The 24,435-nt window shown below is 44.7% G+C and carries 18 protein-coding genes; 16 read left to right on the plus strand and 2 right to left on the minus strand.

Annotation, left to right across the window (positions count from 1 at the left end; genetic code table 11):
- The first annotated feature begins 498 nt into the window (after positions 1-498).
- The 3 genes from QUA03_RS20850 (at position 499) to QUA03_RS20860 (ending at position 5,225) form a co-directional block, all read left to right on the plus strand.
- Positions 499-2,013, plus strand: a complete 1,515-nt coding sequence (locus QUA03_RS20850) for an efflux RND transporter periplasmic adaptor subunit (RefSeq protein ID WP_333214564.1) — start codon at positions 499-501, stop codon at positions 2,011-2,013.
- A gap of 73 nt (positions 2,014-2,086) precedes the next feature.
- Entirely contained in the window at positions 2,087-3,262 is a 1,176-nt protein-coding gene (locus QUA03_RS20855; protein WP_333214566.1) for an ABC transporter permease, read from the plus strand.
- A 52-nt stretch (positions 3,263-3,314) separates the two neighbouring features.
- Positions 3,315-5,225, plus strand: coding sequence for a TolC family protein (locus QUA03_RS20860; protein ID WP_333214568.1), 1,911 nt, complete (start codon positions 3,315-3,317; stop codon positions 5,223-5,225).
- A 154-nt stretch (positions 5,226-5,379) separates the two neighbouring features.
- Here QUA03_RS20860 and QUA03_RS20865 read toward each other — a convergent pair whose 3' ends face one another.
- Positions 5,380-5,580 carry a hypothetical protein gene (locus QUA03_RS20865; protein WP_333214570.1) on the minus strand — a complete coding sequence of 67 codons (201 nt, stop codon included), beginning with the start codon at positions 5,578-5,580 and terminating at the stop codon, positions 5,380-5,382.
- 523 nt (positions 5,581-6,103) lie between these two features.
- Here QUA03_RS20865 and QUA03_RS20870 point away from each other — a divergent pair.
- The 13 genes from QUA03_RS20870 (at position 6,104) to QUA03_RS20930 (ending at position 23,649) form a co-directional block, all read left to right on the plus strand.
- On the plus strand, positions 6,104-7,468 hold the full coding sequence (locus tag QUA03_RS20870; RefSeq protein WP_333214572.1) for a DUF4912 domain-containing protein: 1,365 nt from the start codon (positions 6,104-6,106) through the stop codon (positions 7,466-7,468).
- Positions 7,469-8,273: 805 nt separating this feature from the next.
- Positions 8,274-9,590 (plus strand): ABC transporter substrate-binding protein, encoded by a 1,317-nt coding sequence (locus QUA03_RS20875; RefSeq protein ID WP_333214574.1) that lies wholly within the window; start codon positions 8,274-8,276, stop codon positions 9,588-9,590.
- A 175-nt stretch (positions 9,591-9,765) separates the two neighbouring features.
- Positions 9,766-10,674 carry a sugar ABC transporter permease gene (locus QUA03_RS20880; protein WP_333214576.1) on the plus strand — a complete coding sequence of 303 codons (909 nt, stop codon included), beginning with the start codon at positions 9,766-9,768 and terminating at the stop codon, positions 10,672-10,674.
- Between the two features lie 71 nt (positions 10,675-10,745).
- Positions 10,746-11,609, plus strand: coding sequence for a carbohydrate ABC transporter permease (locus QUA03_RS20885; RefSeq protein ID WP_333214578.1), 864 nt, complete (start codon positions 10,746-10,748; stop codon positions 11,607-11,609).
- A gap of 124 nt (positions 11,610-11,733) precedes the next feature.
- On the plus strand, positions 11,734-12,816 hold the full coding sequence (locus QUA03_RS20890) for an ABC transporter ATP-binding protein (RefSeq protein WP_333214580.1): 1,083 nt from the start codon (positions 11,734-11,736) through the stop codon (positions 12,814-12,816).
- Positions 12,817-13,149: 333 nt separating this feature from the next.
- The gene (locus tag QUA03_RS20895; RefSeq protein WP_333214581.1) at positions 13,150-13,497 is read left to right on the plus strand and encodes a hypothetical protein; all 348 of its coding nucleotides are present in this window, start codon (positions 13,150-13,152) and stop codon (positions 13,495-13,497) included.
- A 378-nt stretch (positions 13,498-13,875) separates the two neighbouring features.
- The gene (locus QUA03_RS20900) at positions 13,876-14,067 is read left to right on the plus strand and encodes a hypothetical protein (protein WP_333214583.1); all 192 of its coding nucleotides are present in this window, start codon (positions 13,876-13,878) and stop codon (positions 14,065-14,067) included.
- Between the two features lie 21 nt (positions 14,068-14,088).
- The gene (locus QUA03_RS20905) at positions 14,089-14,181 is read left to right on the plus strand and encodes a hypothetical protein (RefSeq protein ID WP_333214612.1); all 93 of its coding nucleotides are present in this window, start codon (positions 14,089-14,091) and stop codon (positions 14,179-14,181) included.
- A 299-nt stretch (positions 14,182-14,480) separates the two neighbouring features.
- Entirely contained in the window at positions 14,481-14,684 is a 204-nt protein-coding gene (locus QUA03_RS20910) for a hypothetical protein (protein ID WP_333214584.1), read from the plus strand.
- 472 nt (positions 14,685-15,156) lie between these two features.
- Positions 15,157-15,669 carry a hypothetical protein gene (locus QUA03_RS20915; protein WP_333214586.1) on the plus strand — a complete coding sequence of 171 codons (513 nt, stop codon included), beginning with the start codon at positions 15,157-15,159 and terminating at the stop codon, positions 15,667-15,669.
- Positions 15,670-15,891: 222 nt separating this feature from the next.
- A complete protein-coding gene (locus QUA03_RS20920) occupies positions 15,892-17,925 on the plus strand; it encodes an ABC transporter ATP-binding protein (protein ID WP_333214588.1) in 2,034 nt (677 codons plus the stop codon).
- 643 nt (positions 17,926-18,568) lie between these two features.
- The gene (locus QUA03_RS20925) at positions 18,569-22,006 is read left to right on the plus strand and encodes a PAS domain S-box protein (RefSeq protein ID WP_333214591.1); all 3,438 of its coding nucleotides are present in this window, start codon (positions 18,569-18,571) and stop codon (positions 22,004-22,006) included.
- Between the two features lie 341 nt (positions 22,007-22,347).
- Positions 22,348-23,649: a cytochrome P450 gene (locus QUA03_RS20930; RefSeq protein ID WP_333214592.1), complete on the plus strand. Its 1,302-nt coding sequence runs from the start codon at positions 22,348-22,350 to the stop codon at positions 23,647-23,649.
- 137 nt (positions 23,650-23,786) lie between these two features.
- Here QUA03_RS20930 and QUA03_RS20935 read toward each other — a convergent pair whose 3' ends face one another.
- Positions 23,787-24,392 carry a chorismate lyase gene (locus tag QUA03_RS20935; RefSeq protein WP_333214594.1) on the minus strand — a complete coding sequence of 202 codons (606 nt, stop codon included), beginning with the start codon at positions 24,390-24,392 and terminating at the stop codon, positions 23,787-23,789.
- Positions 24,393-24,435 lie beyond the last annotated feature (43 nt).

A 24,435-nucleotide genomic window follows, 5' to 3' on the forward strand; every position in this document is an offset into this window, starting at 1 on the left:
TCGTACTTCATATTATGGGAGCTAATTTTTTCTTTTATTTTACCTAGAACGAGCGCACTTTCGCAAGAGGTCTAATATTTCCACATCCTGATTTTGTCTGTGTATTTCGACTTTCTTATTTTTGCGATCGGTTAACCATCCCAAAATGGCTCCATTTGCGATGTATAGCGGTTCTCAAGAAAGTGAAATACACGGGCTAGTTCGATTCCCCATGCTTTTAGACCCGATGCCCAATCCCCAAGAGCACCTCATGTTACTGAGAAAGGCTATATTCCCGCATTTTTTATTGCAATGGTTCCAGGTTGTCCGACTTAGAACGCAATACAGATTCATAAGAAATAGCGACCTTAGAAGGGAAGAGAGAAAGTAGTATGTCAACAGATGCTAGAATATGTCAGCCCCAAAGTTGCCATTTTTTTATCCAAACAGTAACCAAAACGGTTAAAGGGCGATCGCGCACGCTTAACAGTTATTTACAGTTTGTAGGGGGAGTTGACAGTGAAATATAAAGAAAAGAATAGTTTCAAAACAGGAGTCAAATGGCTACTGTGGTCTAGTTTTCTCACTCTAGGCATCGGCGGGGGCTTATTTGTCTACGGGTTATATCAAAATCGACCTCCAGAACCTATAGGAGTGCGCTTGATCCCCGTCAAACTTGGCGATATTGAAGATACGATTAATGAAAGCGGCACTATTGAATTGGCTGGTCAACAAACTCTTAAATCTCCCGTTGATGCTACTGTTGATGAAGTGTTAGTAAAAATCGGGCAAAATATCACATCTGGCCAGAACTTAATCACTCTTCGTAACCCCCAAAAACAAACAATTCTCAGCAAGCAAGAGTTGGTGATTCAAAAAGAAAAACTCACTCTAGAAAGCTTACGCCAAAAACTTGTCGCAGCCCAGGAAACGCTCAGTACCGCCCAAGAGAGAGTTCAAAATTATAAATCCGGGCAAAATAACGATTTATTAGAAATTAAAAAACAGGAAATTGCCTTAGCAAATAATCGCAAAAAAGTTGTTGACGCCGAGGTGGTTTTGGCTGCTGCTGATCTGAAACTTACCGAGCAAAAAGCCTTATTTGAAAGAGGTTATATTTCGAGAAATGACGTGCGATCCCAAGAAGACGAAGTTCGCAATGCTAAAGTCAGTTTACGAAACGCACAGTCTCAAATCAACACCGATATGCTCGAACTCAAAAGTCGGCAAATTCAGCGACAAGATAAAGAGCAAGAACTTCAGCAACAAGTGAGCGCTGCTCAGTCAGGAGTGCGACAAGCTCAGTTAGATGTTGCTACAAATAGCCCCAATCTCCAAAGCTCTCTGCTTGAGTACCGAGAAAAAGAACAGGAATTAAAAAACAATGTGGTGACTGCATCTATTGATGGCAAGGTACTTAATATTCAAGTTAAAAATGGCGACGGGGTGCTGCGAGGAACAGAGCTTTTGACATTAGGCGACCCTTCACAAGAACTGGTAAAACTACAGCTTTCTACGCTCAATGCTGCTAAAGTTAGACCCAATCAGTCCGTTCGCATCAGCATTATTGGTCCCAATTCTAATCAGTTTTCAGGAAGAGTAGAAAGCTTGTATATTCTTGCTCAAAGTGGTGATAGTAAAGGAAATGACGGCTCTAATCAAGGCAGTCAACCAACGGTCCCTGCAACAGTAAGACTCGATGCTCCAACCCGGACTTTGATTCCAGGGAGTCAAGTGAATGTGGAGATCATTTTGCAGCAGCGCCAGAAGGTAGTAGTTTTGAATACGGAGGCAATTGTGCGATCGGAGTCTAAGCCTTTTGTGTGGATTCGTAACAATCAAGGCAAAGCCCAGAAACGGTCAGTTACATTAGGTTTAGAAGGGTTAACTCAGGTGGAAGTAACTTCCGGTTTGCGGTCAGGTGACAGTGTTGTGATACCCCCTCCTGAACCTTCCTTAAAGCCAGGAACTCCTATTCAGGAAGAAAAAACAACTAAAAAGAAAGAAAAAACAGAGGGTGACGATATCGAATAAAAATTAAAGAGTAGGATAAAATTAGCTAATTTTATTAATGTCCGAAATCTTAATTTTTGATTTTTAATTACTTATGAGCCTTTCTCCTATTGACCTACTCCGCCTAACTTGCCTGTCCCTAAGTGGCAATCTTTTGCGTTCTGTCCTAACTACAGTTGGAGTTTTTATGGGTGTAGCTGCGGTCAGCGCAACGCTGCAAGTTGGCAACATTAGCCGCGCCGTGATTGCCAAGCAATTAGCTGAGAGAGAAGCCCCTCAAGTGCGAATCTTTATGTGGGGTGACACAAGCTTGAAATTAGAAGATATGGAATTTTTGCGGCAAAGGCTGAAAGGAATTCGGGCGATTAGCGCCGAAAATTGGTTTGGCTTTAATGACAATAAAGTTATATTTCAGGCGCAAAAAGCGGAACCTAATATGGTCGCGGTTTCTCAAGATAATTTATTGACATCGGGGCGGCGATTAATGACGGGGCGTTTTTTTTCCCCTAGTGATTTTGCTGACTATCGACCCGTAGTAGTAATCGATGAATGGCTGGGATCGCTACTTTTTACAGGTGACATGGAACCTGTAGGTCAGCGCATTTATGTTGACCGCAGACCTTATATTGTGATCGGCGTGATGGAGAGTAAGCAAGATTCTTCGGAAAAACCAACAGGTGAAATGTTGGTGTCGATGTCGGTTTACAAGGCTATAACAGGGAGCCAGAGAATTAACTCAATTTCGGTGCGCCCTTACAATCTCAAAGATATTAAAGGGATGGAAAAGCAGGCCAAAAAGGTTTTGAAGCAGCGCTTTCCCCAGGCAGAGGTTTATGTTAGCAACAATGTTAAGAAAATTTTGGAGCAGCAGGAAACTCTGGAGCTCTCTTCGCGGGGACTATTGGCGGTGGGGGTAATTTCGCTGCTGGTGGGAGGTATTGGTATTGCTAATATTACGATCGCGGCGGTGATGGAACGTACCCCCGAAATTGGTTTGAGACGTGCGATCGGGGCTACTCAGAGAGATATAATGTTGCAGTTTATTCTAGAAGCAGTAATTCTGAGTTTAGCGGGGGGAATTGCTGCTATTGTGACGGTACACGGGTTAACGGTGGTGGTAGCGGATGTTTTTAAGTTGCCTTATAAATTTGACAGCAACACAGCAGCTTTGGCTCTAGGATCGGCATTAGCGGTGGGTGTAGGAGCGGGATTTTTCCCGGCTCTGCGAGCTAGTCAACTCGATCCTGTTAAAGCGCTGCGTCAAGGGTAGTCATCCCGTAGGAAATCGCCATAAAATTACTTGCAGGAATAACTGAGTTAGCATGACTGAGCAACCGCACGAAGATTATCTCCCAAATAGCGATTCCCCTGCTCGCTACGATATTCCTTGGATATTTCGTTTTAGCCTCGTTATGCTTGCAACCTGTGGGCTATTGACGATAGTTGCTGTTGCTTTTAAGTCTAGTTCAACCGTAAAAACTGATGTTAGCTCTAAATCGGCGATCGCGCGCAAAAATTTGCCAGTTACCACTGAAAAATATCTCCCACACATCCAAAATCTACCGCAAAATCAGGCGCTCATTAAGCCCCCAAATCAGAGAAAAATGCTAACTACAAACCAGAGAATAGTTATTCTTCAATTTCCCGACGAAAATCCAACAAGTAAAATCAAACACTCACCCATTCCCCATTCCCAATCCCCACTTCCAAATTCCCAAGTATTAACAACTTCTACTCAAAAAAAAACTGTTCAACCAGAATCAATAGTTATTGCTGAAGCTCCACCGAATCCAGAAATAACAGCAGAACCAATACCTAAAAATAGCCAAAATCTAACTATTCGACAGCAATCTATAGCGGATGAATTAGGGGTTGAACTAACACTACCAGAAGTTGTGTTTTTAGGCTTAGAAAACAACAGAGATATCAAAAATAAATATCTAGAACGCATCGCCCAAAAACAAGATTTATTCGTAGCAGAAGGTTTATTTGTCCCTAGTTTTACACCGAAACTGTCCGTTTCATCAATTCGTTGGAGGAATGGGGGAAGAGTCACCACTACTGGCGAAGTCGATTTATCTGCCCAGGTGAGTGTCAAAATTCCCACAGGAGGAAATATAAGTTTTGTTTGGAGTAGTGAACAAGGACAAGATGCGAATGGTTTTGGCATTAATAGTGAAGGTTCTTTAAGTCAAAATCTAACGTTAAATTTTACCCAACCTCTGTTAAGGGGAGCTGGAGTTGCTGTCAACCGAGCACCAATTGAGATTGCTCGCCTGAGTGAAAAAAGAAATATTCTGAGTTTGAAATCGAAGCTAATTGAGATAATTACTGAAGTAGTTTTAACCTATAGAGAGTTGATTAAGGCTCAGGAACAAGTTAAAATTTCACAAAGTTCTCTGGAAATTGCCCGTCAAGAATTGCAGACTAATCAGGTTTTGATTGAGGCAGGAAGGCTAGCAAAAGTTGATATTTTTACAAGTGAAAAAGCTGTGGCAGATCGGGAAGTGACAGTATTAGCTAGTGAGGAGCAACTGAAGAAGGCAAGATTAGCACTGTTGCAAGTTCTAGACCTCGATCGCAATCTTAATATAATAGCAAGAGAATCTGCTGCTGTACAGACTAACCCTCTGGATTTCGATAATGTTTTACCATTAGCTCTGTCAAATAGTCCTGATTATTTACAAGTACAGCTTGACCGGGAAATCGCTAAATATAACTTGCTCGTAGCGGAAAATAATCGAAAATGGAAATTGGATGTAAATGCAAGTATTAATAATAATGCTACCAATCTTTCAGACAGCAGCTCGGATTTGAGAGCGGGACTGGTTTTGACTCGCGATTTTGGAAATAGAGGAATTGAGCGAGATTTTCAGAATAGTCGTGTTAAGCTATTACAAGCTGAGAATATGTTAAAGGAGTCCAATCAAAAACTGGAAGTTGAGGTCAGAAATGCAATTCGAGATATAAATTTGAATCTTAAGCAAGTAGAACTAGCTCAAAGGTCAAGGGAGTTAGCGCAAAAGCAATTAGAAATAGAGCGAGACAAAAGAACATTGGGAGTGGGAACTTCTCGGAGTATCGATATTGTGACTTTTCAGAAGGATTTAATAGAGGCTAGAAATGCAGAACTTAATGCGAGGATTGCCTATTTTAATGCTTTGACAAATCTTGATAAAATAATAGGTACTACTTTGGAGACTTGGCAGGTGAGGATTGAAAATGAACAATGATGTTAGTTAGTTGTTATCGGATTGAATGAGACTTGTCAGTAATTCCCACCAGCCTCCATCGGATTGGGATCCGTAGAATCAGCCGTCAAGCAGATAGGTACAAAACTAAACATTTCATTCTTCACAGTAGAAATCTGAAAGTGTTTCTCAAATGTTACAACTGCGTTGTGCCTACTTGAATGGTTAATTTGCAGTCTAATATTTTTGCAAAATCGGGATGCTCCCGCGAAGCCTTCTTGTTAGAAGGATTATATAGAAAGTCTTCCACTTTGTCATATTCGCAAAGACATATCCATTCTAAACGATCGCCCCCACCCTCCAAACCCATCAAAAGCCCCCTATCCCAATATGTCATCAAATCCTGATATTGGCTTCAACACCGATCCCCTAAACCTCGTCAATGTCAAGATTCCCTGACATATTGATCCCCAAAATCACGAAAATGCGTATAAGTACCCAGGATTGAGGCAAAAGACCCCTTGACCCGATCGCAACTTGTCTGCAACATTAAGTCATGACAAAGCGATCCCAAAGAAATGCTTCGATTAAGCAGCACTGGGAGTCGAAATAGCGCGTGTGCTGCCAGCACAGCGTTGCTAGCAGCACCGATCGCACTTACAAAATCGATCTTGTCAATCAAGAATCGACAGATAAAGCTTTATTTAGATCGAACGGTGCGCGCAGAAGCCAATAAGTCCAAACCCCCGATCGCATTGGGGAAAAGACAAGCTAAAAACAAGCAAGGCTTCAAAGGTTGGAGAGATTTGGAAGCTCGATAATATGTGGATTTAAAAGAGTTTCTAACTCAAAAAGTCAACACAATTGTGTTGAAAGAAAAAAATCTAACCCGCCATCCCAAATTAGTGGAGAACGAACTCATGGCAAAAGAACGCCCACCATTAGAAGAGATGACTTTGCGACAACTCCGCAGAGTTGCTAGCGAATGTGGAGTCTCTCGCTACAGCCGGATGCGGAAATCGCAACTCCTGGCATCAATTCAAGAGATTCAGCGCACCAAATTTTCCTACAGCCCATCTCGCAAACTAGAGGCACAAGAAGCAGTGGAAGCAGCAAAGTTTGAACTAGGTCAAGAAGATAGAACAGGCGGTTCTTTGTCGTCTGTAGATGAAGGTTTAGCAGATTTGCCCAACGGCTACGGCGAAAGCCGGGTGGTGTTAATGCCCCGCGACCCAGAATGGGCCTACACTTACTGGGACATTCCCAACGATCGCAAAGAAGAGTTGCGTCGCCAAGGAGGACAGCAACTAGCCCTGCGGATCTACGACGTTACAGATGTTAACCTCGACATTCAAAGCCCGCACAGCATTCAAGAATATCCCTGCGACGAACTGGCGCGGGAATGGTACGTGCCAATCCCCGTGAGCGATCGGGACTACGCGATCGACATCGGCTACCGCTGTGCAGATGGCCGCTGGCTGGTATTAGCTCGATCGGCAGAAGTCCGCGTTCCTCCCGTCTATCCCAGCGACTGGATTGAAGACCAATTCATCACCCTCGACTGGGAAGAAGACTTGCAAGGCAAAACCTTCGCCGAACTGGTTCCTCCGGCCAAGAAACTCGCACAAGCAGCCAATGGCTTCGGTTACAGCACCGAAAACGCTATCTACGAACAAATCTTCGGCATGGCAGAATCTGCCGAATCCCTGCGCGTAGCCGGTTCTATTTTCGGTTCCATGCAGCACGTCGCCGGTTCCGTCCAGCAAGTCGGCATCCACGAACAAGCTCTCAGTTCCTATGTGTTCCCCTCCGGCGTCGGAATGTGGGCGGCTCCCACCATGTCTGGCCTCACCGCGTCGGGTGTCGGTATGTCCGGCCTCACCGCGTCGGGTGTCGGTATGTCCGGCCTCACCATGTCGGGTGTCGGTATGTCCGGCCTCACCATGTCCGGTTTCGGTATGTCCGGTGTCGGTATGTCGGGAGTTGGCTTCGCCGCCCCGATGCGCCCCCGCCAGTTCTGGTTAGTTGCTGATGCCGAACTGATCGTTTACGGCGCCACCGAACCCGACGCTACCGTCTACGTAGGCGGACAGCCGATTAAACTCAATCCGGACGGCACTTTCCGCTTCCAGATGTCCTTCCAAGACGGCTTAATCGACTATCCGATTTTTGCAGTAGCCGCAGATGGCGAACAAAACCGCGCCATCCACTTGAAATTCAACCGCGAAACCCCAGAACGGCGCACCAATACCAAGGAAGATGCTGTTGTAGAATGGTTGGGCTAATCGCTCGCGGTCGATCGAGAAACAGGCAATAGTGCAGGTTTGTGCCAATTTTTTAACCATCACAAGGCATAGCCTCAGCCGATCGTGATTTGTTAAGGTTAATCCCAGACAACAACCCATAACACCCCCTATACACCGTTCTCCTGTTTTGAGGAGCGGTGTTTTTTGTATTTAGAAGGAAGAAGGAAGTTCGGCAGCGGATTCTATAACGGATGTAACGGATATAACGGAGCCACGGAAGGAGGAAGAAGGAAGAAGGAATAGGGAATAAGCTATTACGCATTTAAATTGGAAATTCGGGACAGGCTAGAAGCCCGTCCCACAAAATTTTTATTGATTTTTGACACACAATTTAAATGTTGAACAGCTTAAGGAAGAAGGAATAGGGAAGAAGTTGCAATCAACCGTTTATGTTTGTGCGATTAAGAACGTCCTAATCATCTTGGCGGTTGCTATATAAAACCCGGTTGCTGGGTGTCAAAAGTGTGTAATACAAAATCCGGCTTTAATACCCCGTTGATTCTTTAGTCTCAAGCGAGAGGGAGAAAAATTTGACTCTTGAGCTGTTTCAACCGCCGACTTTTATCAAGTCAGACAATTCTCTCAATATCTATCTGTAGATAGATGTTTACTTAAATCCCATTCTAGCTAGTGAAATAAAAATTTGCACTCTTCACTCAAGCATTATTAAGTAAGCTAAAGTTTACTTAAATTTTTATTGCACAAACTCGGTAAATCCAGCGAAACAAAAGAAAGCGAGTTATGAGAGAAAGAAGGCGATCGCACCGCCATTTCTCAAAAGCAAATGCAAAAAATAAATTCCCCGCAGCAACGAAGCCAGAAGCGTCCCCGTCTTTTAGCCTTATTCGTTGTCACATTAGCTACCGTCTTGCTTTTATTTATTCTGCCGGCACTGACTCAACAGCCAGTCGTGCTCACCATGTTAATGCAAGGTCAAGACCTTGTTAACTGGAAACCCTTTGTCAAAGAATTTGAACAGAAAAACCCCAAGATTCGCATCAACCTCATAGAAGGGCCTTTTGACAGCAACCTCATAGAAAATCTTTACACATCTGCCTTTCTTTTAGGCGAATCGCCCTACGACATCATCAACATGGATATTGTCTGGGTTCCCAAATTTGCAGCCGCAGGTTGGGTAAGGGATTTGACAGACAGAATTCCCCCCGAACAACTATCAAAATTCATCCAAGGTAACGTCGAAGGCGGGCGGTATCGGGGCAAACTTTACCGCATTCCCCATGCTTCCGATGCCGGAATGCTTTATTACCGCAAAGACATTTTAGAACAAGCGAAAATTCCAGCGCCGAAAACCTTTGAAGATATGGTAAAAATCTCTCAAAACTTGCAGAAACAGGGAAAAGCAACTTGGGGTTATCTGTGGCAAGGTAAACAATACGAGGGAGTATCTGCGATGTTTGTCGAGGTACTCTCCGGTTTCGGCGGCTTTTGGGCTAACCCTGAAACTTTTGAAGTTGGGTTAGATAAACCGGAGGCAATTAAAGCAGTGGAATTTCTCAAAAATACGATCGCATCTGGCATTTCTCCTCCGGGTGTCACCACCTACGGCGAAGAAGAAACCCGGCTTTTGTTTCAAAACGGTAAAGCGCTATTTTTGCGAAACTGGCCGTATGTTTGGAAGCTGGCAAATGCCGAAGGATCGAATGTTAGAGGTAAAATTGCGATCGAGCCAATGCTCAGCAGTACCGGTAAAACAGGCGGTTCCTGCTTGGGCGGCTGGGGCTGGGGAATTGCCAAAACCTCAAAACATCCAGAACAAGCGTGGAAAGCAATTCAGTATCTTACCAGCGAGGAAACCCAACGCAAATTTATTTTACAAACCGGTTTAGTTCCCAGTTACAAATCCTTATTTACCAACAAAGAAATAGTAGCCAAATATCCCCACTACCCGCAACTGCTAAAAGTAGTGGAACGATCAGCTTTGCGCCCGCCCCTGGCACAATACGCTCAAGCTTCTGATATTTTGCAGCGTTATTTGAGTTCAGCTTTTACCGGGAGAATGAGTGCAGAACAAGCAATGAAAGCAGCAGCTAGCGAAACTCGCAATTTATTAGGCAGTTTGAAACAACCCCAAGCTTCTTGAACAGTTGACAGTTGACAGTTGACAGTTGACAGCCGTAGGGTGCGTCGCCATTCAAAATCCATCAATAAAAATCGATAATCGAGCGAGCGACGCACCCTACGAATAATGTTTTAACAGTTGTGAGAATTGGCCTTACTACGAACCATAAATGAGGGATAAATTAGGGCTAAAAAATATGCAATTAGACAAGATGCGACAGCGCGAACAAAAAACCGGATGGATATTAGTAGCACCAGCTTTGATAATTCTGATGCTAGTATTTGCTTACCCAATATTGCGCGCTTTTTGGCTGAGTTTATTCACCCAAAACCTCGGTACAGAATTAAAACTGGTTTTTTCCGGTTTTGCTAATTACAGTCGAATGTTAGGCGACGGGCGTTTCTGGCAAACTTTAGGCAACACCACTGTATTTACTGTCGCCTCTGTTGTGCTGGAATTAATTCTCGGTATGGGCATTGCCTTAGTCTTAAATCAATCCTTCGCAGGGCGCGGCATTGTTCGCACAATCTCTCTGCTACCTTGGGCGCTGCCGACTGCATTGATGGGAGTAGCTTGGGCGTGGATTTTTAACGACCAATACGGCGTAATTAACGACATTTTGAGGCGTTTAGGATTGATTCAAAATAGCATTAGCTGGCTGGGAGATCCGACTTTGGCAATGATGGCAGTGATTACAGCAGATGTGTGGAAAACTACGCCCTTTGTCAGCTTGCTTTTGCTAGCAGGATTGCAGTCAATTCCCGGTGATTTGTACGAAGCACACGCGATTGACGGCGCGAGTAGCTGGCAGAGTTTCCGTCAAGTTACGGTTCCCCTGCTGATGCCCCAAATTGTGATTGCTTTGCTGTTTCGATTTGCCCAATCTTTCGGCATTTTTGACTTGATTCAGGTGATGACGGGAGGGGGGCCGGCGGGGGCAACAGAGACCGTTTCTATCTACATTTACAGCACGGTGATGAGATATTTAGACTTTGGGTACGGGGCGGCTTTGGTGGTGTGTACTTTTTTGATGTTAGTGGCAGCAGTTGCGATCGCCGCTTATTTGTTATCGAGAGCCCGCACCAATGCAGCCGGAGGAAACTAAGACGATGTTAAATTGGGGATTTTAGATTTGAGATAACCCACAGTTGCACATTTATTTGATTGGTATAAATTATGTCGATCGCCAGCGAACAACCTAGCAAAAAAAACTTTGACATCCGGCAATTAATCTTGCCAATTTCAGCGATATTAATCGTCGCATATTTTCTCGCACCCATTATCTGGCAAGTGCTAACTTCTTTCAAAGTAAATGCGGATATTTCAGCGATTCCAAACGTCTATATTCCCAAACGAATTACTTTCGAGCATTATCTGTCGCTGTTCCAGCGCCGCCCGTTTGCACTTTACATTTTAAATAGCGCTTTTGTTTCCATTACTTCAACATTACTGTGTTTAGCAGTAGGCGCTCCCGCAGCTTACGCTTTAGCCCGGTTGCGACTGTGGGGGGAGAGAATCATCCTGGCAACTGTGACGATTGTGACGCTATTTCCGGCGGTGCTGCTATTTTTGGGACTGCTGGAAATTGTCAAAGCTTTGGATTTAGGCAATAATTATTTAGCATTAATTATTCCTTACACCGCGATCAATTTGCCACTGACAATTTTGGTGATGCGAAGTTTCTTTCAACAGTTGCCAAAAGATTTGGAAGATGCCGCTAAAGTTGACGGCTATAACACTTTTCAAATGCTGTGGCAAATCGTGCTACCGATGACATTTCCCGCGTTAGTCACAACGGGAATTTTAACATTTATTTCAGCTTGGAACGAGTTTATATTTGCACTAACATTTATGACTCGCGAATCTCTGAAAACTATTCCCGTCGCCACGGCTCAACTCAGCGGGGTGTCAGTATTTGAGATTCCTTACGGCCCGATCGCCGCAGCTACCGTTTTGGGAACTTTGCCCTTGGTTTTGCTGGTTTTAGTATTCCAGCGGCGCATTGTTCAGGGTTTAACTGCGGGGGCGGTAAAAGGATAAATCGATTTTAGATTTTAGATTTTAGATTTTAGATTGAACTGGTTCCTAGGAAGAGCCTGGGGACGAGTCAAACAACACAGTCAACAGTCAACAGTCAACAGTCAACAGTCAACAGTTTAAAATCATGGCAAAATTGCAACTCAAAAACCTCAATAAAACCTACAGCCCTAAAGTAGTTCCCGTAAAAGACATTAGTTTGGATGTTAGCGAAGGGGAATTTCTGACTTTGCTGGGGCCGTCGGGGTGTGGCAAATCTACCACGCTGCGGTTAATTGCAGGGTTGGAACAGCCGACTAGAGGCGAGATTAGAATTGGCGATCGCAATGTCACTTATCTCAGGCCGGGCGATCGTGATATAGCAATGGTTTTTCAAAGTTACGCGCTGTATCCGCACATGACAGTATACGAAAATATGGCATCGAGTCTCAAACTTCGCAAAATCTCCTCCAGCGAAATCAATCGGTTAGTGACGGAAGTTGCAACATCCCTCGGATTGACGGAATTAATCGATCGCAAACCAGGAAAACTATCAGGCGGACAGCGGCAGCGAGTCGCCCTCGGCCGCGCATTAGTGCGCCAACCGGAAGTATTTTTGCTAGACGAACCTTTGAGCAATCTCGACGCATTATTGCGGGAAAAAGTTAGGGCCGAACTCAAACAATTATTTTCCTCCCAAAAAGCTCCTGTAGTGTACGTAACTCACGACCAAACCGAAGCAATGACGCTTTCTACCAAAGTCGCAGTTCTCAACAGCGGCAACGTCCAGCAACTAGACCCGCCACACTTAATTTATACTCGTCCGGCAAATCAGTTTGTAGCTGGTTTTGTGGGCAGCCCGCAAATGAATTTGCTCGTGCTTAAATGCCAGGGAAATTTTGCGATGTTGGGCGATTTTCGAGTTCGACTCCCAGATATGCCAACTGTGCCACCAGAAATTGTGTTGGGAATTCGCCCGGAACACGTCGGCTTTGCAGATGCAGAGGCCGGCAAGATGTCTGCCCCAGAGGCAATTAAAGGTGAGGTTTTTTTAGTGGAAAACTTGGGAATGCAAAATTTAGTTAGCGTCCGAGTTAAAGGTTTGGACTCAGTAACGGTGCGGGCTTTGTTGCCAAATGACCGCCACTGGAATTCCGAAATTGTAGAGCTGGTTTTTCCGCCTCAGTTGCTGCACTGGTTTGACGTGAAAACGGGCGATCGCTTGCAATAAGAATTTGCCCTGCAGAGCATGCTTGATTAAAAATTGTCTAACCATGTGTATAAAAATATGTTTTTTGCTTCTAACTAAGTTATGACTTTAGTTAGAGGTAGAAATATTTGGCGGCTGTTAACGTGATATTCATGTGTGAAAAAGCTAATTGGCTGACACATAGGTGGCGTATTTACCAGATTTTATCGCTAACCTATAACTCTATTTAGGTGGTTAATCGCAAGTTAAAGCTAAGTTGGCTTTACCTCGCATTAGCTGCTGATTTTGGAGCGAGTCAATTAGATGAAAGAACGTTGAAAATTATCACCAATTAACTTAGGGAGTATTACTGAAATGAATTTGATTTCCACAGCCATTGCTCGCATCAGTTCCCTGCTTAAGGGTTTTCAAATCAAGAGTTTTTTGAGTGTTGTCCTAGTCGGTTTTTTGCTCCTAACAACAAATGTTGATTCGGGAAGCAGTAACAAAGGTTTTGGCGCGCAAGCTAGCTCAAAATCCGAGCTCAACAATTCTGAAAGACCCCAAACAACGCGGGAATGGAGGCAAGAAGCTCGCGAAACATCAGACTCTCCCGGCGAACGAGCCCAGAAGATTGGCCAAGAGGCAGGAGCAGCCGTGAAAGAAATGGGGGAGATGTATCAAGACACTGCTAAGAGAAGTATCCGCGAATTAAAGGATTAGTAGCTCCACCTAAAAAAATATAACACTTTGAGAAACCTGATTGCTTTCGGGGCGCAGCCAAGAGTGCTGGCCCTTCCGGGTTTCTGAACACCTGAAAAGTTTGACGTTTAAATAAGTTGAGCTACTTAATACGGCAGACGGAATCAAGTAGGCGAGCATAAACAAACTAGAACAGATGCTCAAAAACCCGGTTTCACCTGAGAAACCGGGTTTTTGAGTTGAAAATTTTTTATCTTGTTAAATTAAATAAAATTCGGGTTAAAAAACCGTTGATCAGACTCGGTGGTTAAAACTGAGATATTGCAGGATTCTCAATCAGCATTTCAAGGGCACGCTAGAAAAAATGGCCCACAATATAGAATTTGTGCGTAATTCCTGATGAATAAATATATTAACAGTCTTTGCTTGACAGGCCTGCTGTTCATCCTGCCTGTTTGTCATGCGACAATTGCCCGCGCTCAACTTCCCGAAACTTCGGAGACTAATGCCAAGCAAACAAATCTCCTCAAAGATGAACTGTATTTTGGCTTAACAAAACCGGGATGCGAGACAATTGATGAATCAGAATAGCAGGAGTTTGTCAAGGCAGTTATTACCCCTCGCTTTCGAGAATGGCTAACCGTATTAGACGGCTCCGGGCAGTTTCTCAACAGCTCTGGAATTCTGATTAGAGATAAACTCTAAAATAAATAGTTATTTTAATTTATGAAAGTAGTCCGGCAAAGAATCAAGCTATTCATTAAATTATCGAAACTTACAAGTACACTTCCCAGCAGGAGTCAGTGTTGCAGGCCACCAGCGAAGTTAAGGTCTCTTTCTGATTCGGTCATCCAATCAGCATATTTATGATATTATTCGTGGTAATCAAGGTCATATCCTCAAAGATAAGTAGGGTGCGGGTGCAAGAAAAATCATAATTTGTGGGTATCGATCGCAGACTGCAAAAAATCGCTAGACAAACCTGCCCGGGAGAAAACAAAAACATGATGAACGACGGCAACCAAAAAGCTGAAGCGCCTGAAACCGAGGATGCACAAAATTTGTCCGGCATGGCGAAAGCTTTTCTTGTGAGCGTGGCTTGGTCTTACGCAGAGGCATTGGATCGCATGAAACGATCGCGAAATCCACAGGAACCCGCGCCGGAATCTCCGACAGAACAAGTCGAACCCGATCCTGAAAAAAATTAATGAAAGACTATTAATGCGCTCGATTTGCCAAACTATCTGGGGGTGCAATCGAACGCAATAGTCAATTAGCTGTTTTGAGTTAAGAACAATCTACTCAGAACAGCGAACTGTGCAGCTTAAGCCGGATTTGTATTGGATTTTACAACAATAAAAAAAACTGAAAGCTCCGTGACCAAAAATTTTTTGATGGTACCCGCCACGTGATTTATCCGTGGAATCAATCCAAAATCTAAGATCTAAAATTCTTAAGCACCAGAATTTATCCGTGGGGTCGCCTCCAAAATCTAAAATCTAAAATCTAAAATCGAATGACCCTTCAACAAGCTCAGGAAAAGCTTTAGTCCGGGGATGACAACTGCGTTGCAGGTGCGAACCTCACTTATATCTATGCCTAAAAGAAATTTAAACTAAACAAAGTACGGTTTTACCGCTACAGTGTACAAAACAAATAACCAATTTTTAGATCGGTCTCATGTCTAATTCAAAAATGATTGGTAAAGCGATCGCAGGTAGCCTTTGCTTGGGCATCCTCATTAGCTTCAACGCCTCACTCGGCCCAGCATCCGCAGCAACACCAACAATTGCCCAAGAAACAGCAGCCCCGGCCGCTAGCACCCTCGACCAGCAACTCCTAGGCCAATGGCAAGGCACAGTCCCCTCCGGTCAGTCTTTCACCTTCGTCTTTGCCCCAGAAGGCAAATTGTTTCTCATGGCTAAAGGCCCCGACGGAGCCGCCCGCGCCAAAGAAATGAGGTACAAAGTTAATCAGGGTGAAAAACCGATGCACATTGATGTGGGCCTCAGCAGCACAGAAACCGTTGAAACTGTTTTTGAATTGACTCCCGAAGGTCAAATGCGCCTTCAGTTGCAAGGCACCAATCCCGGACAGGCCAGACCTAATTCCTTAAACGAGCAGGCAACCGTCTTTAAAAAGGTCTCCGAGGCCACTGCACTGCCTGCTGACACTCAAGTCATTGGTTTTTGAGGAAAATTGCAGGCAGAAAGCACTCCAGTAGTTCTGAGTTTTGAGTTTTAAGTTATAAACCATTTAAAATTCAAAACTCACCCACAGCGAAGCGTTGCCAGGAATGTTAGCTTTCGCCATCTGTTATGCAAAGCAACCTTAAAATTTTCCCACTGCCATCTGCCTTCCACAGGCCCTGCTACAATCCACTTAGTCTCCCTTTAATTTTTGCCATAGACCTCCATGAGTGAAACCGTCCTAGAAGTTCGCAACCTGCGGGTTCAATTTCAATCTGCGGACGCAGGCGATGCGTCTGCAACCGTCAAAGCGGTTGACGGCATTTCGTTTGAGGTCAAGCGAGGGCAAACTCTGGGCATCGTGGGAGAGTCTGGATCGGGAAAATCGGTAACATCCCTTGCTGTTATGGGTTTGCTGTCGAGTTCGTCAACGAAAATCGACGGCGAAATTTGGTTTTATTCGACAAAAGACGGCGCTAGCAATGGGCCTGTGAATCTGCTGGAAATGCCGGACAGGGAAAAACAAACATACCGCGGCAGCCAGATTGCGACGATTTTTCAAGAGCCGATGAGTTCGCTAAATCCTGTTTATACGATCGGATTTCAACTCACAGAAGCCATTTGTTTGCACCAACAGGTGTCGCAGACAGAAGCGCGGCGCCAAGCTGCTTCTCTGCTGCAAGAGGTGAAGCTGCTACCGGGCGACGATGAGCTCAGGCAGCGGTGTTTGGCTTTGCGGCAAGAGCACTCCCGGACTGCTGCGGGGAATCAAGCAGTTATGGAGGACGATCGCGATTTGATGCAGCTCGTCAACGGCCAAAAACAAGCTATGCTCGATCGCTATCCCCACGAACTCTCAGGCGGCCAAATCCAGCGCGTGATGATTGCAATGGCCATTTCTTGCAATCCAACTTTATTAATTGCTGATGAACCTACCACGGCTTTGGACGTAACCGTGCAGGCAACAATCTTAGCTTTGCTGCGGGAGTTGCGGGACTCTAGAGGCATGGCAATGATTTTTATTACCCACGATTTGGGCGTCATTGCTGAAATTGGCGATACGGTGGCGGTGATGTACCGAGGCAAGATTGTTGAGTGCGGTGCGATCGAACAAATTTTCAGCAATCCCCAACATCCTTACACAAAAGGTCTGTTAGCTTGCCGCCCAACTCTCGATCGGCAACTGCGTCGCTTGCCGACTGTTTCCGATTTTATGGATGTCACCACAAATGCTAGCGGCGAATTAGTAATTGTCGAGAAAAATGCCGATTTAGACGGCGACACCAGCGGGGGGAATCCCGCTTTTGCAACAGGAAAACCGCCTCGGCTGCCGCATATTTCCGGCCCTTTGCTAGCGGTTGATAACTTGCGAGTCGGTTTTCCGGTGCAGGGAATGTTTGGCGAAACTAAACGCTTGTTTATGGCGGTCAACGATATTTCTTTTGAGGTTTATCCGGGCGAGACTTTGGGTTTAGTGGGCGAGTCTGGCTGTGGCAAATCTACTTTGGCGAGGGCTTTGCTGCAATTAATTCCGATCGCCAGCGGTCAAGTGTTTTTTGAAGGTCAAGAAATTACGCCTCCTGCGACAAGTAGTTCCGCATCGCAGTGGATGGCTAATTATCGGATGAAAAAAGAGTACGATCGCAAATTGCGATGGCTGCGGCGGGATCTGCAAATTATTTTTCAAGACCCTTTTAGTTCTCTCGATCCGCGTCTAAATGTTGGGGATGCGGTGATGGAACCGATGGTGATTCACCGTTTTGGTAAGAACCAAAAAGAACAGCGCGATCGCGCAGCTTATTTGTTGGATAGAGTGGGTTTAAATCCCGATTTTATGCGACGCTATCCTCACGAGTTTTCCGGGGGACAGCGGCAGCGAATTTGTATTGCTAGAGCTTTGGCTTTGAATCCTAAGTTTATTATTTGCGATGAGTCGGTTTCGGCATTAGATGTGTCGGTTCAGGCGCAAGTTTTAAATTTGCTGAAGGAGTTGCAAACAGAGTTTGGACTGACTTATATTTTTATTTCTCACGATTTGAGCGTGGTCAAGTTTATGAGCGATCGCGCGATCGTCATGAACAAAGGTAAAATCGAGGAAATTGGCACTGCCGAGCGCATTTACCGCCAACCGCAGCAAGCTTACACGCGGCAACTCATAGCTTCTATTCCAGCAGGGAATTTGGAGCGAATTCGGCAACAGCAACTAGGTCGCCAAGCTGCTTGGCCCCCATCGCCTGCAAATGAATCAGAACAAAATTGATATTTAGTGTTTTAAACTCGTATCAATTACCAATTACTAATTAGCCATGACGCGCGAACATATCGGGCTACGAAAAACTGCTACGAAGTTTTTTTTCATTTTATCTTCCCAAATTAGCAGTTTATCTTGATTTTAACTTCATGATTTCTGGTAAAATTCTATCTGCTTGAACTTGACTAACATTCCGGGTTGTTCAAGCCACAGCTAGGGAACTCCACGCAGTATTTTCCTACATCAAACCCTGTTATTTCTAGATGCAAAAAGTGGGGTATAACACCCTACTCTAACACAGTAAATAGCTTCAGACGCCGCCTACATAATTAGGTTATACACCCAGGAGTGCGAGTTTCTGCGTCCAGGACTAGCTAAATTAGGCCAAATGTCCAATGACTAACAACAATATGTCGCGTAGTATTATAAGTAAACTCTCTCTAGGAGTCGGAAAAATTAGAAAATGGGTACCCAGGCTAAAAAGAGATTGGTTGCTACTTCCGTAAATACACTGAATTATCGCCTCGTATTGCGTAAATTTACGTAATTATCTAATACTAGAGCTCGCCCAATAGGAAATATTTATAATATTTAAACATCTTTATTGTAAGTTTTAAATCACCACAACTCAAAGTAACTCTAGATTAAAAGAATGAAACATTCAGTTCAACTAGAAGAATTCAAAAGCACTAAATTGGTGAAATTGCTGCAAGTGTGGTGGACAAAAATTACGGCAGCAGTCACCCGAATAGAAAAGGCAGAAGGCAGCAAGCAGTATGAAAAAAAAATCAGCTTAGGGACGATCGCCCCTGGCAGTGTATTCTCAATTTTGATAATTGTACTGCTGGTGTTAAATGGGTGGCTCGTAGCTGGCAGCGGCGATAATTTCTACCATCGCCAAGTCGCCCTGGGATTTTTGGGAATAGCAAATATTGTCTTTTTGGCGCTATCGGGGCGCTCAAACACCTCTTGGGCTCTAGGGGGAAACGATCGCCCATCCAGCGAACCCAACGGGGGCGATCACTTTTTTAGCCTCTCGCTAGATCTGCTGTGCGTCCTTAGTTTTGACGGTTATGTAAAACGCATCAACCCAGCAGCAGAAAAAATACTCGGCTATTCCCCAGAAGAAATGGTTGGCCAACTCTTCATTGAATTCGTGCATCCAGGCGATCGCGAAGCTACTTTAAAAGAAGCTGAAAGTATTGCTGCGGGGAAGAATACCTTTGGGTTTGAAAACCGCTGGCGCTGTCGCAACGGTTCTTACAAGTGGATAGCCTGGACTGCTACCCGTTTCTGTGAGGAAGAATTGATCTATGGTGTCGGCCGCGACATTACCACTCAAAAACAAGCAGAAGTAGCGCTACAAGAAAGCCAGCATTTTGTTGAGCGAATTGCCAATACCAGTCCGAATCTTCTCTTTGTTTACGATGAAAGCGAGCAGCGAAATGTCTACAGCAACCGCGAAATCAGTGACACCCTCGGCTATACGAGGGCAGAAGTTGAAAACATGGGCAGCAATCTACTGCCCACCATCCTCCACCCTGACGACTTAGCTAAATTTCCAGGATATTTTCAGCAATTAGAAAATGCTCCCGACGGCGAAGTTATTGAGTACGAATATCGGGTACGCGATCGACAGAATTGTTGGCACTGGTTAGTCAGCCGGAATATTGTATTTAGCAGAACAGAGGACGGAAAAATTAAGCAGCGTCTCGGTGCTGCTACCGACATTACAGAGCGCAAAATAGCAGAACAAGCTTTAGCAGAACAATTGAAACTTTCTTTATTCACAGCAGATGTGGGAATTGTTCTAACTCAAAACCAGAGTTTGCGTACAACTTTGCAATATTGCGCCGATTCAGTTGTGCGCCATTTGGATGTTGCCTTTGCTCGGATTTGGACGTTGAATGAAGAAGGAAATGTATTGCAAATGCAAGCAAGCGCGGGGATATATACTCACATTGACGGCGCTCACAGCCGCATTGCTGTCGGCGAGTTCAAGATTGGTTTAATCGCTCTGGAGCGACAACCTCACATCACTAATTCTGTGCAAGAAGATCCCCGAATCCAGGACAAAAAATGGGCCTCACGAGAAGGAATGATGGCTTTTGCTGGATATCCGCTAATTGTTGACAATAAGTTGCTGGGAGTAATCGCGATGTTTGCTCGCCAGGAGTTGAACGAATCAACGCTGATTGCTTTGGCGTCAAGTGCCGATACGATCGCCCTGGGAATTAAGCGCAAACAAACAGAAGAAGCTCTCGCGAGACAACAGCAAACTTTGAGGGCAATTATTGACAACGCTCCGATCTGGGTATGGCTGACAAATGCTAGCGGGCGGATGTTATTAATTAACAAAACTTTCTGCGAAGATGTGGCTATACCTGAATCAAGATTTTTAGCAGCATCTCACTATTCCGAAGTTTTGGGATTAGAAGCATCTGCTACGTGCATGGAATCTGACGCGCAAGCGTGGAGCCAAGATATTCCCTGTTATGCTCAAGAAGCGATACAGCTTGCTGATGGTAAAAAACATTATTTGGAGACAATTAAAACTAAGGTCAAAGATGATTTTGGAAACACGATCGGCTTAATCGGTTTGGGTTTGGACGTTACAAAACAAAAAGAATCTCAAAGACAGTTGCAAAAGTCGGAAGCGAGATTCCGTAAGTTAGCGGAGCAGGAAGCGCTACTGAACCAGCTAGCTAGCAATATCCGCGAATCTCTGGATTTAGGCACTATTTTGGCAACGACTGTGCAGCAAATTCGTGACTTGCTGCAAGTCGATCGCTGTGTGTTTATCTGGTATTTGCCCGACGCTTCGCCACCTGCTTGGGATGTCGTCCACGAATCTAAAAATGATGACTTGTTCTCGCTTTTGGGTTATTACCCTGCTGACATAACCGGTACGCTGCCACAAAAAATCGCTAAGTTGGAAGTTTATCAAATAGATGATGTTGCCACTTTCAGCAATCCAGTAGAAAGGGAATTCTTTTTGCAGGTGGGTTACAAGTCTGTCTTGGATTTGCCGATTAAAAGTGCCGGAGGTTTAACTGGTGTTGTTAGCTGCGTTTCTTGCAGGGAGGTTCGGAAGTGGACAAAAGAGGAAGTGGAGTTAATGGAGGCAATTGGCGATCAATTGGCGATCGCCATCAGTCAATCTGAACTTTATACTAAAAGCGTCGATTCAGCACGGATAGCACAAGAACAAGCTGCCCAACTCGAAGTAACTCTGTGCGAACTCCAGCAAGCTCAAACTCAGCTCGTGCAGGCAGAAAAAATGTCGAGTCTCGGTCAGATGGTAGCAGGAATTGCCCACGAAATCAATAACCCGGTCAGCTTTATTTTCGGCAATCTTACCTACACAGAAGAATACACTAGAAACCTGATGAAACTGCTGCAAATGTATCGAGATGAATACCCGGAACCTTCTCCAGCAATTCAGGAAGAAATAGAAATGTTAGAGCTAGATTTCTTGCTAGACGACTTGCCGAAAATGCTGTCTTCTATGCAGGTGGGAGCCACTCGCATCCGGGATATCGTGCGGAGTTTGCGGAATTTCTCTCGCCTCGATGAATCTGACATGAAAAAGGTTAACATTCACGAAGGCATCGACAGCACATTGATGATTTTAGAACACCGTCTGAAATTTCAGTCCGATAGCGTAGCGGGTACGGAGTCTCATCGCCCACCAATTCAAGTCATTAAAGAATACGGACAACTGCCACGGGTGGAGTGCTACGCCGGACTGTTGAATCAGGTGTTTATGAATATTATTGCTAACGCTATTGACGTGTTACAAGAAGAGCTCGAAAATCCGGGAATTATCCGCATTCGTACAGAGGTAGAAGGTACTCTCGCTGTGATTAGAATTGCTGATAACGGTGCAGGTATCACAGATCAAGTCAAGCAACGGATATTTGACCCATTCTATACTACCAAACGGGTCGGTTCAGGAACGGGGATGGGTTTAGCGATTTCCCATTCAATTATTGTAGAAAAACATAAAGGTGAAATCAAGTGTTTCTCGGTGGTGGGGAAAGGCACTGAATTTATAATCGAGATTCCGATTAAAAGGGCAGAAAATTAAATGGGTTTGTTGGTCAAAATACTAAGGTGCGTCAGTTGGAAAAACCAGTTCTTTTTGTACTAACTTTAAGACTGAAAAACCCTACAGATGCCAACATATAAAAGTTATTTTAGCAGAATTTTGTCTGGTTGACAATATGAACTAGACAACTAAAATTGATATGATATTAAAAATCTAAAATCTAGAATCTAAAATCTAAAATTTAAAATTTAAAGACGCACCCTACAGGCTACCAACAGAGAAAACTTGTTTTACCAGAAATTTGTCGGTGTGTATTGCCCACCCTCCAACTAAAATTGATATCATATTAAAAATCTAAAATCTAAAATCTAAAATCTAAAATGGCATTACCTCCCGGCAGTTTCGGTTTACCCCTAATTGGCGATACCCTCAACTTTTTGCAAGATTCCCAATTTGCCAAAAAACGCCACCAGCAGTACGGAAATATTTTCAAAACCAGCATTTTCGGACAGCCTACCGTGTTTGTGTGTGGCCAAGAGGCGAATTTGTTTGTTTTAAGCAATGAAAACCAATATTTTGTTGTGACTTGGCCTCCCAGCACGAAAGCGCTTTTAGGGCCACTTTCCTTAGCGTTGCAAACGGGTGCTAACCACCAAAATCGGCGCAAGTTGCTGTACCAAGCGTTTCAGCCGCGAGCTTTAGCCGGCTACATCGGCGGGATGGAAAATATCACTCAGCGCTATTTGGAAAAATGGGCCAAAATGGAAACGCTGACTTGGTATCCCGAACTGAGAAATTATACTTTTGATGTTGCGGGCAAGTTGTTAGTAGGGATTGATAATGGTTCGGAAACGGCGCTGGGACATTATTTTGAAACGTTTTCTGATGGTTTATTTTCTATTCCTTTAGATGTGCCTTGGACTCGGTTTGGCAAAGCTAAAAATGGCAGAAATTTACTGTTAGCCGAACTGGACAAAATTATTCGCGATCGCCAGCAAGGAACCCCTAGTGGCAAGGATGCTTTGAGTTTGCTGATTTCGGCTCGCGATGACGAGGGAAATAGTTTGAGTTTGGATGAGTTAAAAGATCAAGTGCTGTTGCTGCTGTTTGCGGGACACGAAACTTTAACTTCGGCGATCGCCTCTTTTTGTCTTCTCCTAGCTCAAAATCCAGATGTGATGGCAAAAGTGCGGGCCGAACAGCAGCAGTTCCCCGCAACTGAACCGCTAACCTTGGAACAACTCAAACAAATGACTTATTTAGAGCAGGTTATGCGAGAAGTGCTGCGGTTGGTTCCACCGGTGGGAGGCGGTTTTCGGCAGGTAATTAATGCTTGCGAGTTCGGCGGCTACGAAATTCCCAAGGGTTGGAGCGTACTTTATGAAATCAATCAGACGCATCAGGATAGCGCAGTTTATCCCGAACCCGATCGATTCGACCCCGATCGATTTAGCTCGGAGCGATCGCCTAAACCGTTCAGCTACGTACCCTTTGGCGGCGGTTTGCGAGAATGTTTGGGCAAAGAATTTGCGCGATTAGAGATGAAGTTGTTTGCGGCAAAGATTGTTCGGGAGTTTGAATGGGAGCTTTTACCGGATCAAGATTTGAATTTAATCCGAGTACCGACTCCGCATCCCCGCGACGGTTTGCGAGTGAAATTTCGTCGAACAACTATGAAATAAATAGAAGCTTCAGTTCTACACCCTCCTTATTTTCCTCTTCTTCTTGAGAACAGGCAAGATGCCTGTTCCACAAAGAGTGAATTTTCTTGTGGAACAGGCATCTTGCCTGTTCTTGATAATGGTGCAATATCTCAGTCTCAATCAACATCCAATTGCATCGACCCCAAATACTTAGTTAAATAAGGAGAAAAAACCTCATAAATCAGAGTCAATGGCTTCCCGTGATGCCAAAACAAATAGTGCCGCCCCCAAAAAGGGCCCGACTCTTCAAACGCTGATTCCAAAGCAGCCGAATTACCGCAATAAATGCCCTGCACATCGCGATACAATTCTGTCCGCAGCCTCGCTAAACTAGCCCAAATTGGCAAAGATTTATTTTGTAAATATTCGTCTACGTGGCTCGCTTCCCACCAAGAAGTCGCATAGGCTAAACGCTGTCCAGAAGCAGTTCGCAGCCACACTTGGCGGCGCAGGCGCGGCCCCGGAACCGCGACAATTTGCTGGGGCGCGCCGTCTGCGTCTTCACCAACTAAAGACATATCGATCACATCTACTTCTGTGGGTTCCCCTGTCAGCAGTTGCAGGTGACGGGTGGGGGAACCGTCGCCTAGGAGCAGTATTTGCCATGCCGGTGCGAGCTTGGTGTGGGGCAAACCCTTCTGTACTGCCTCTTCGGCTCCTTGCCACAGGGGGTTGAGAGCGTGCCAGGTGCGGCTGTTTTTGGGTGTGAATGTTGCAGTCAAGGGTCTTTACAAAACTTAATTTTTTGTTTATTATAACGCTTCT

This window comes from Microcoleus sp. S36b_A4 (assembly GCF_036700645.1).
Classification (GTDB): Bacteria; Cyanobacteriota; Cyanobacteriia; order Cyanobacteriales; family Microcoleaceae; genus Microcoleus.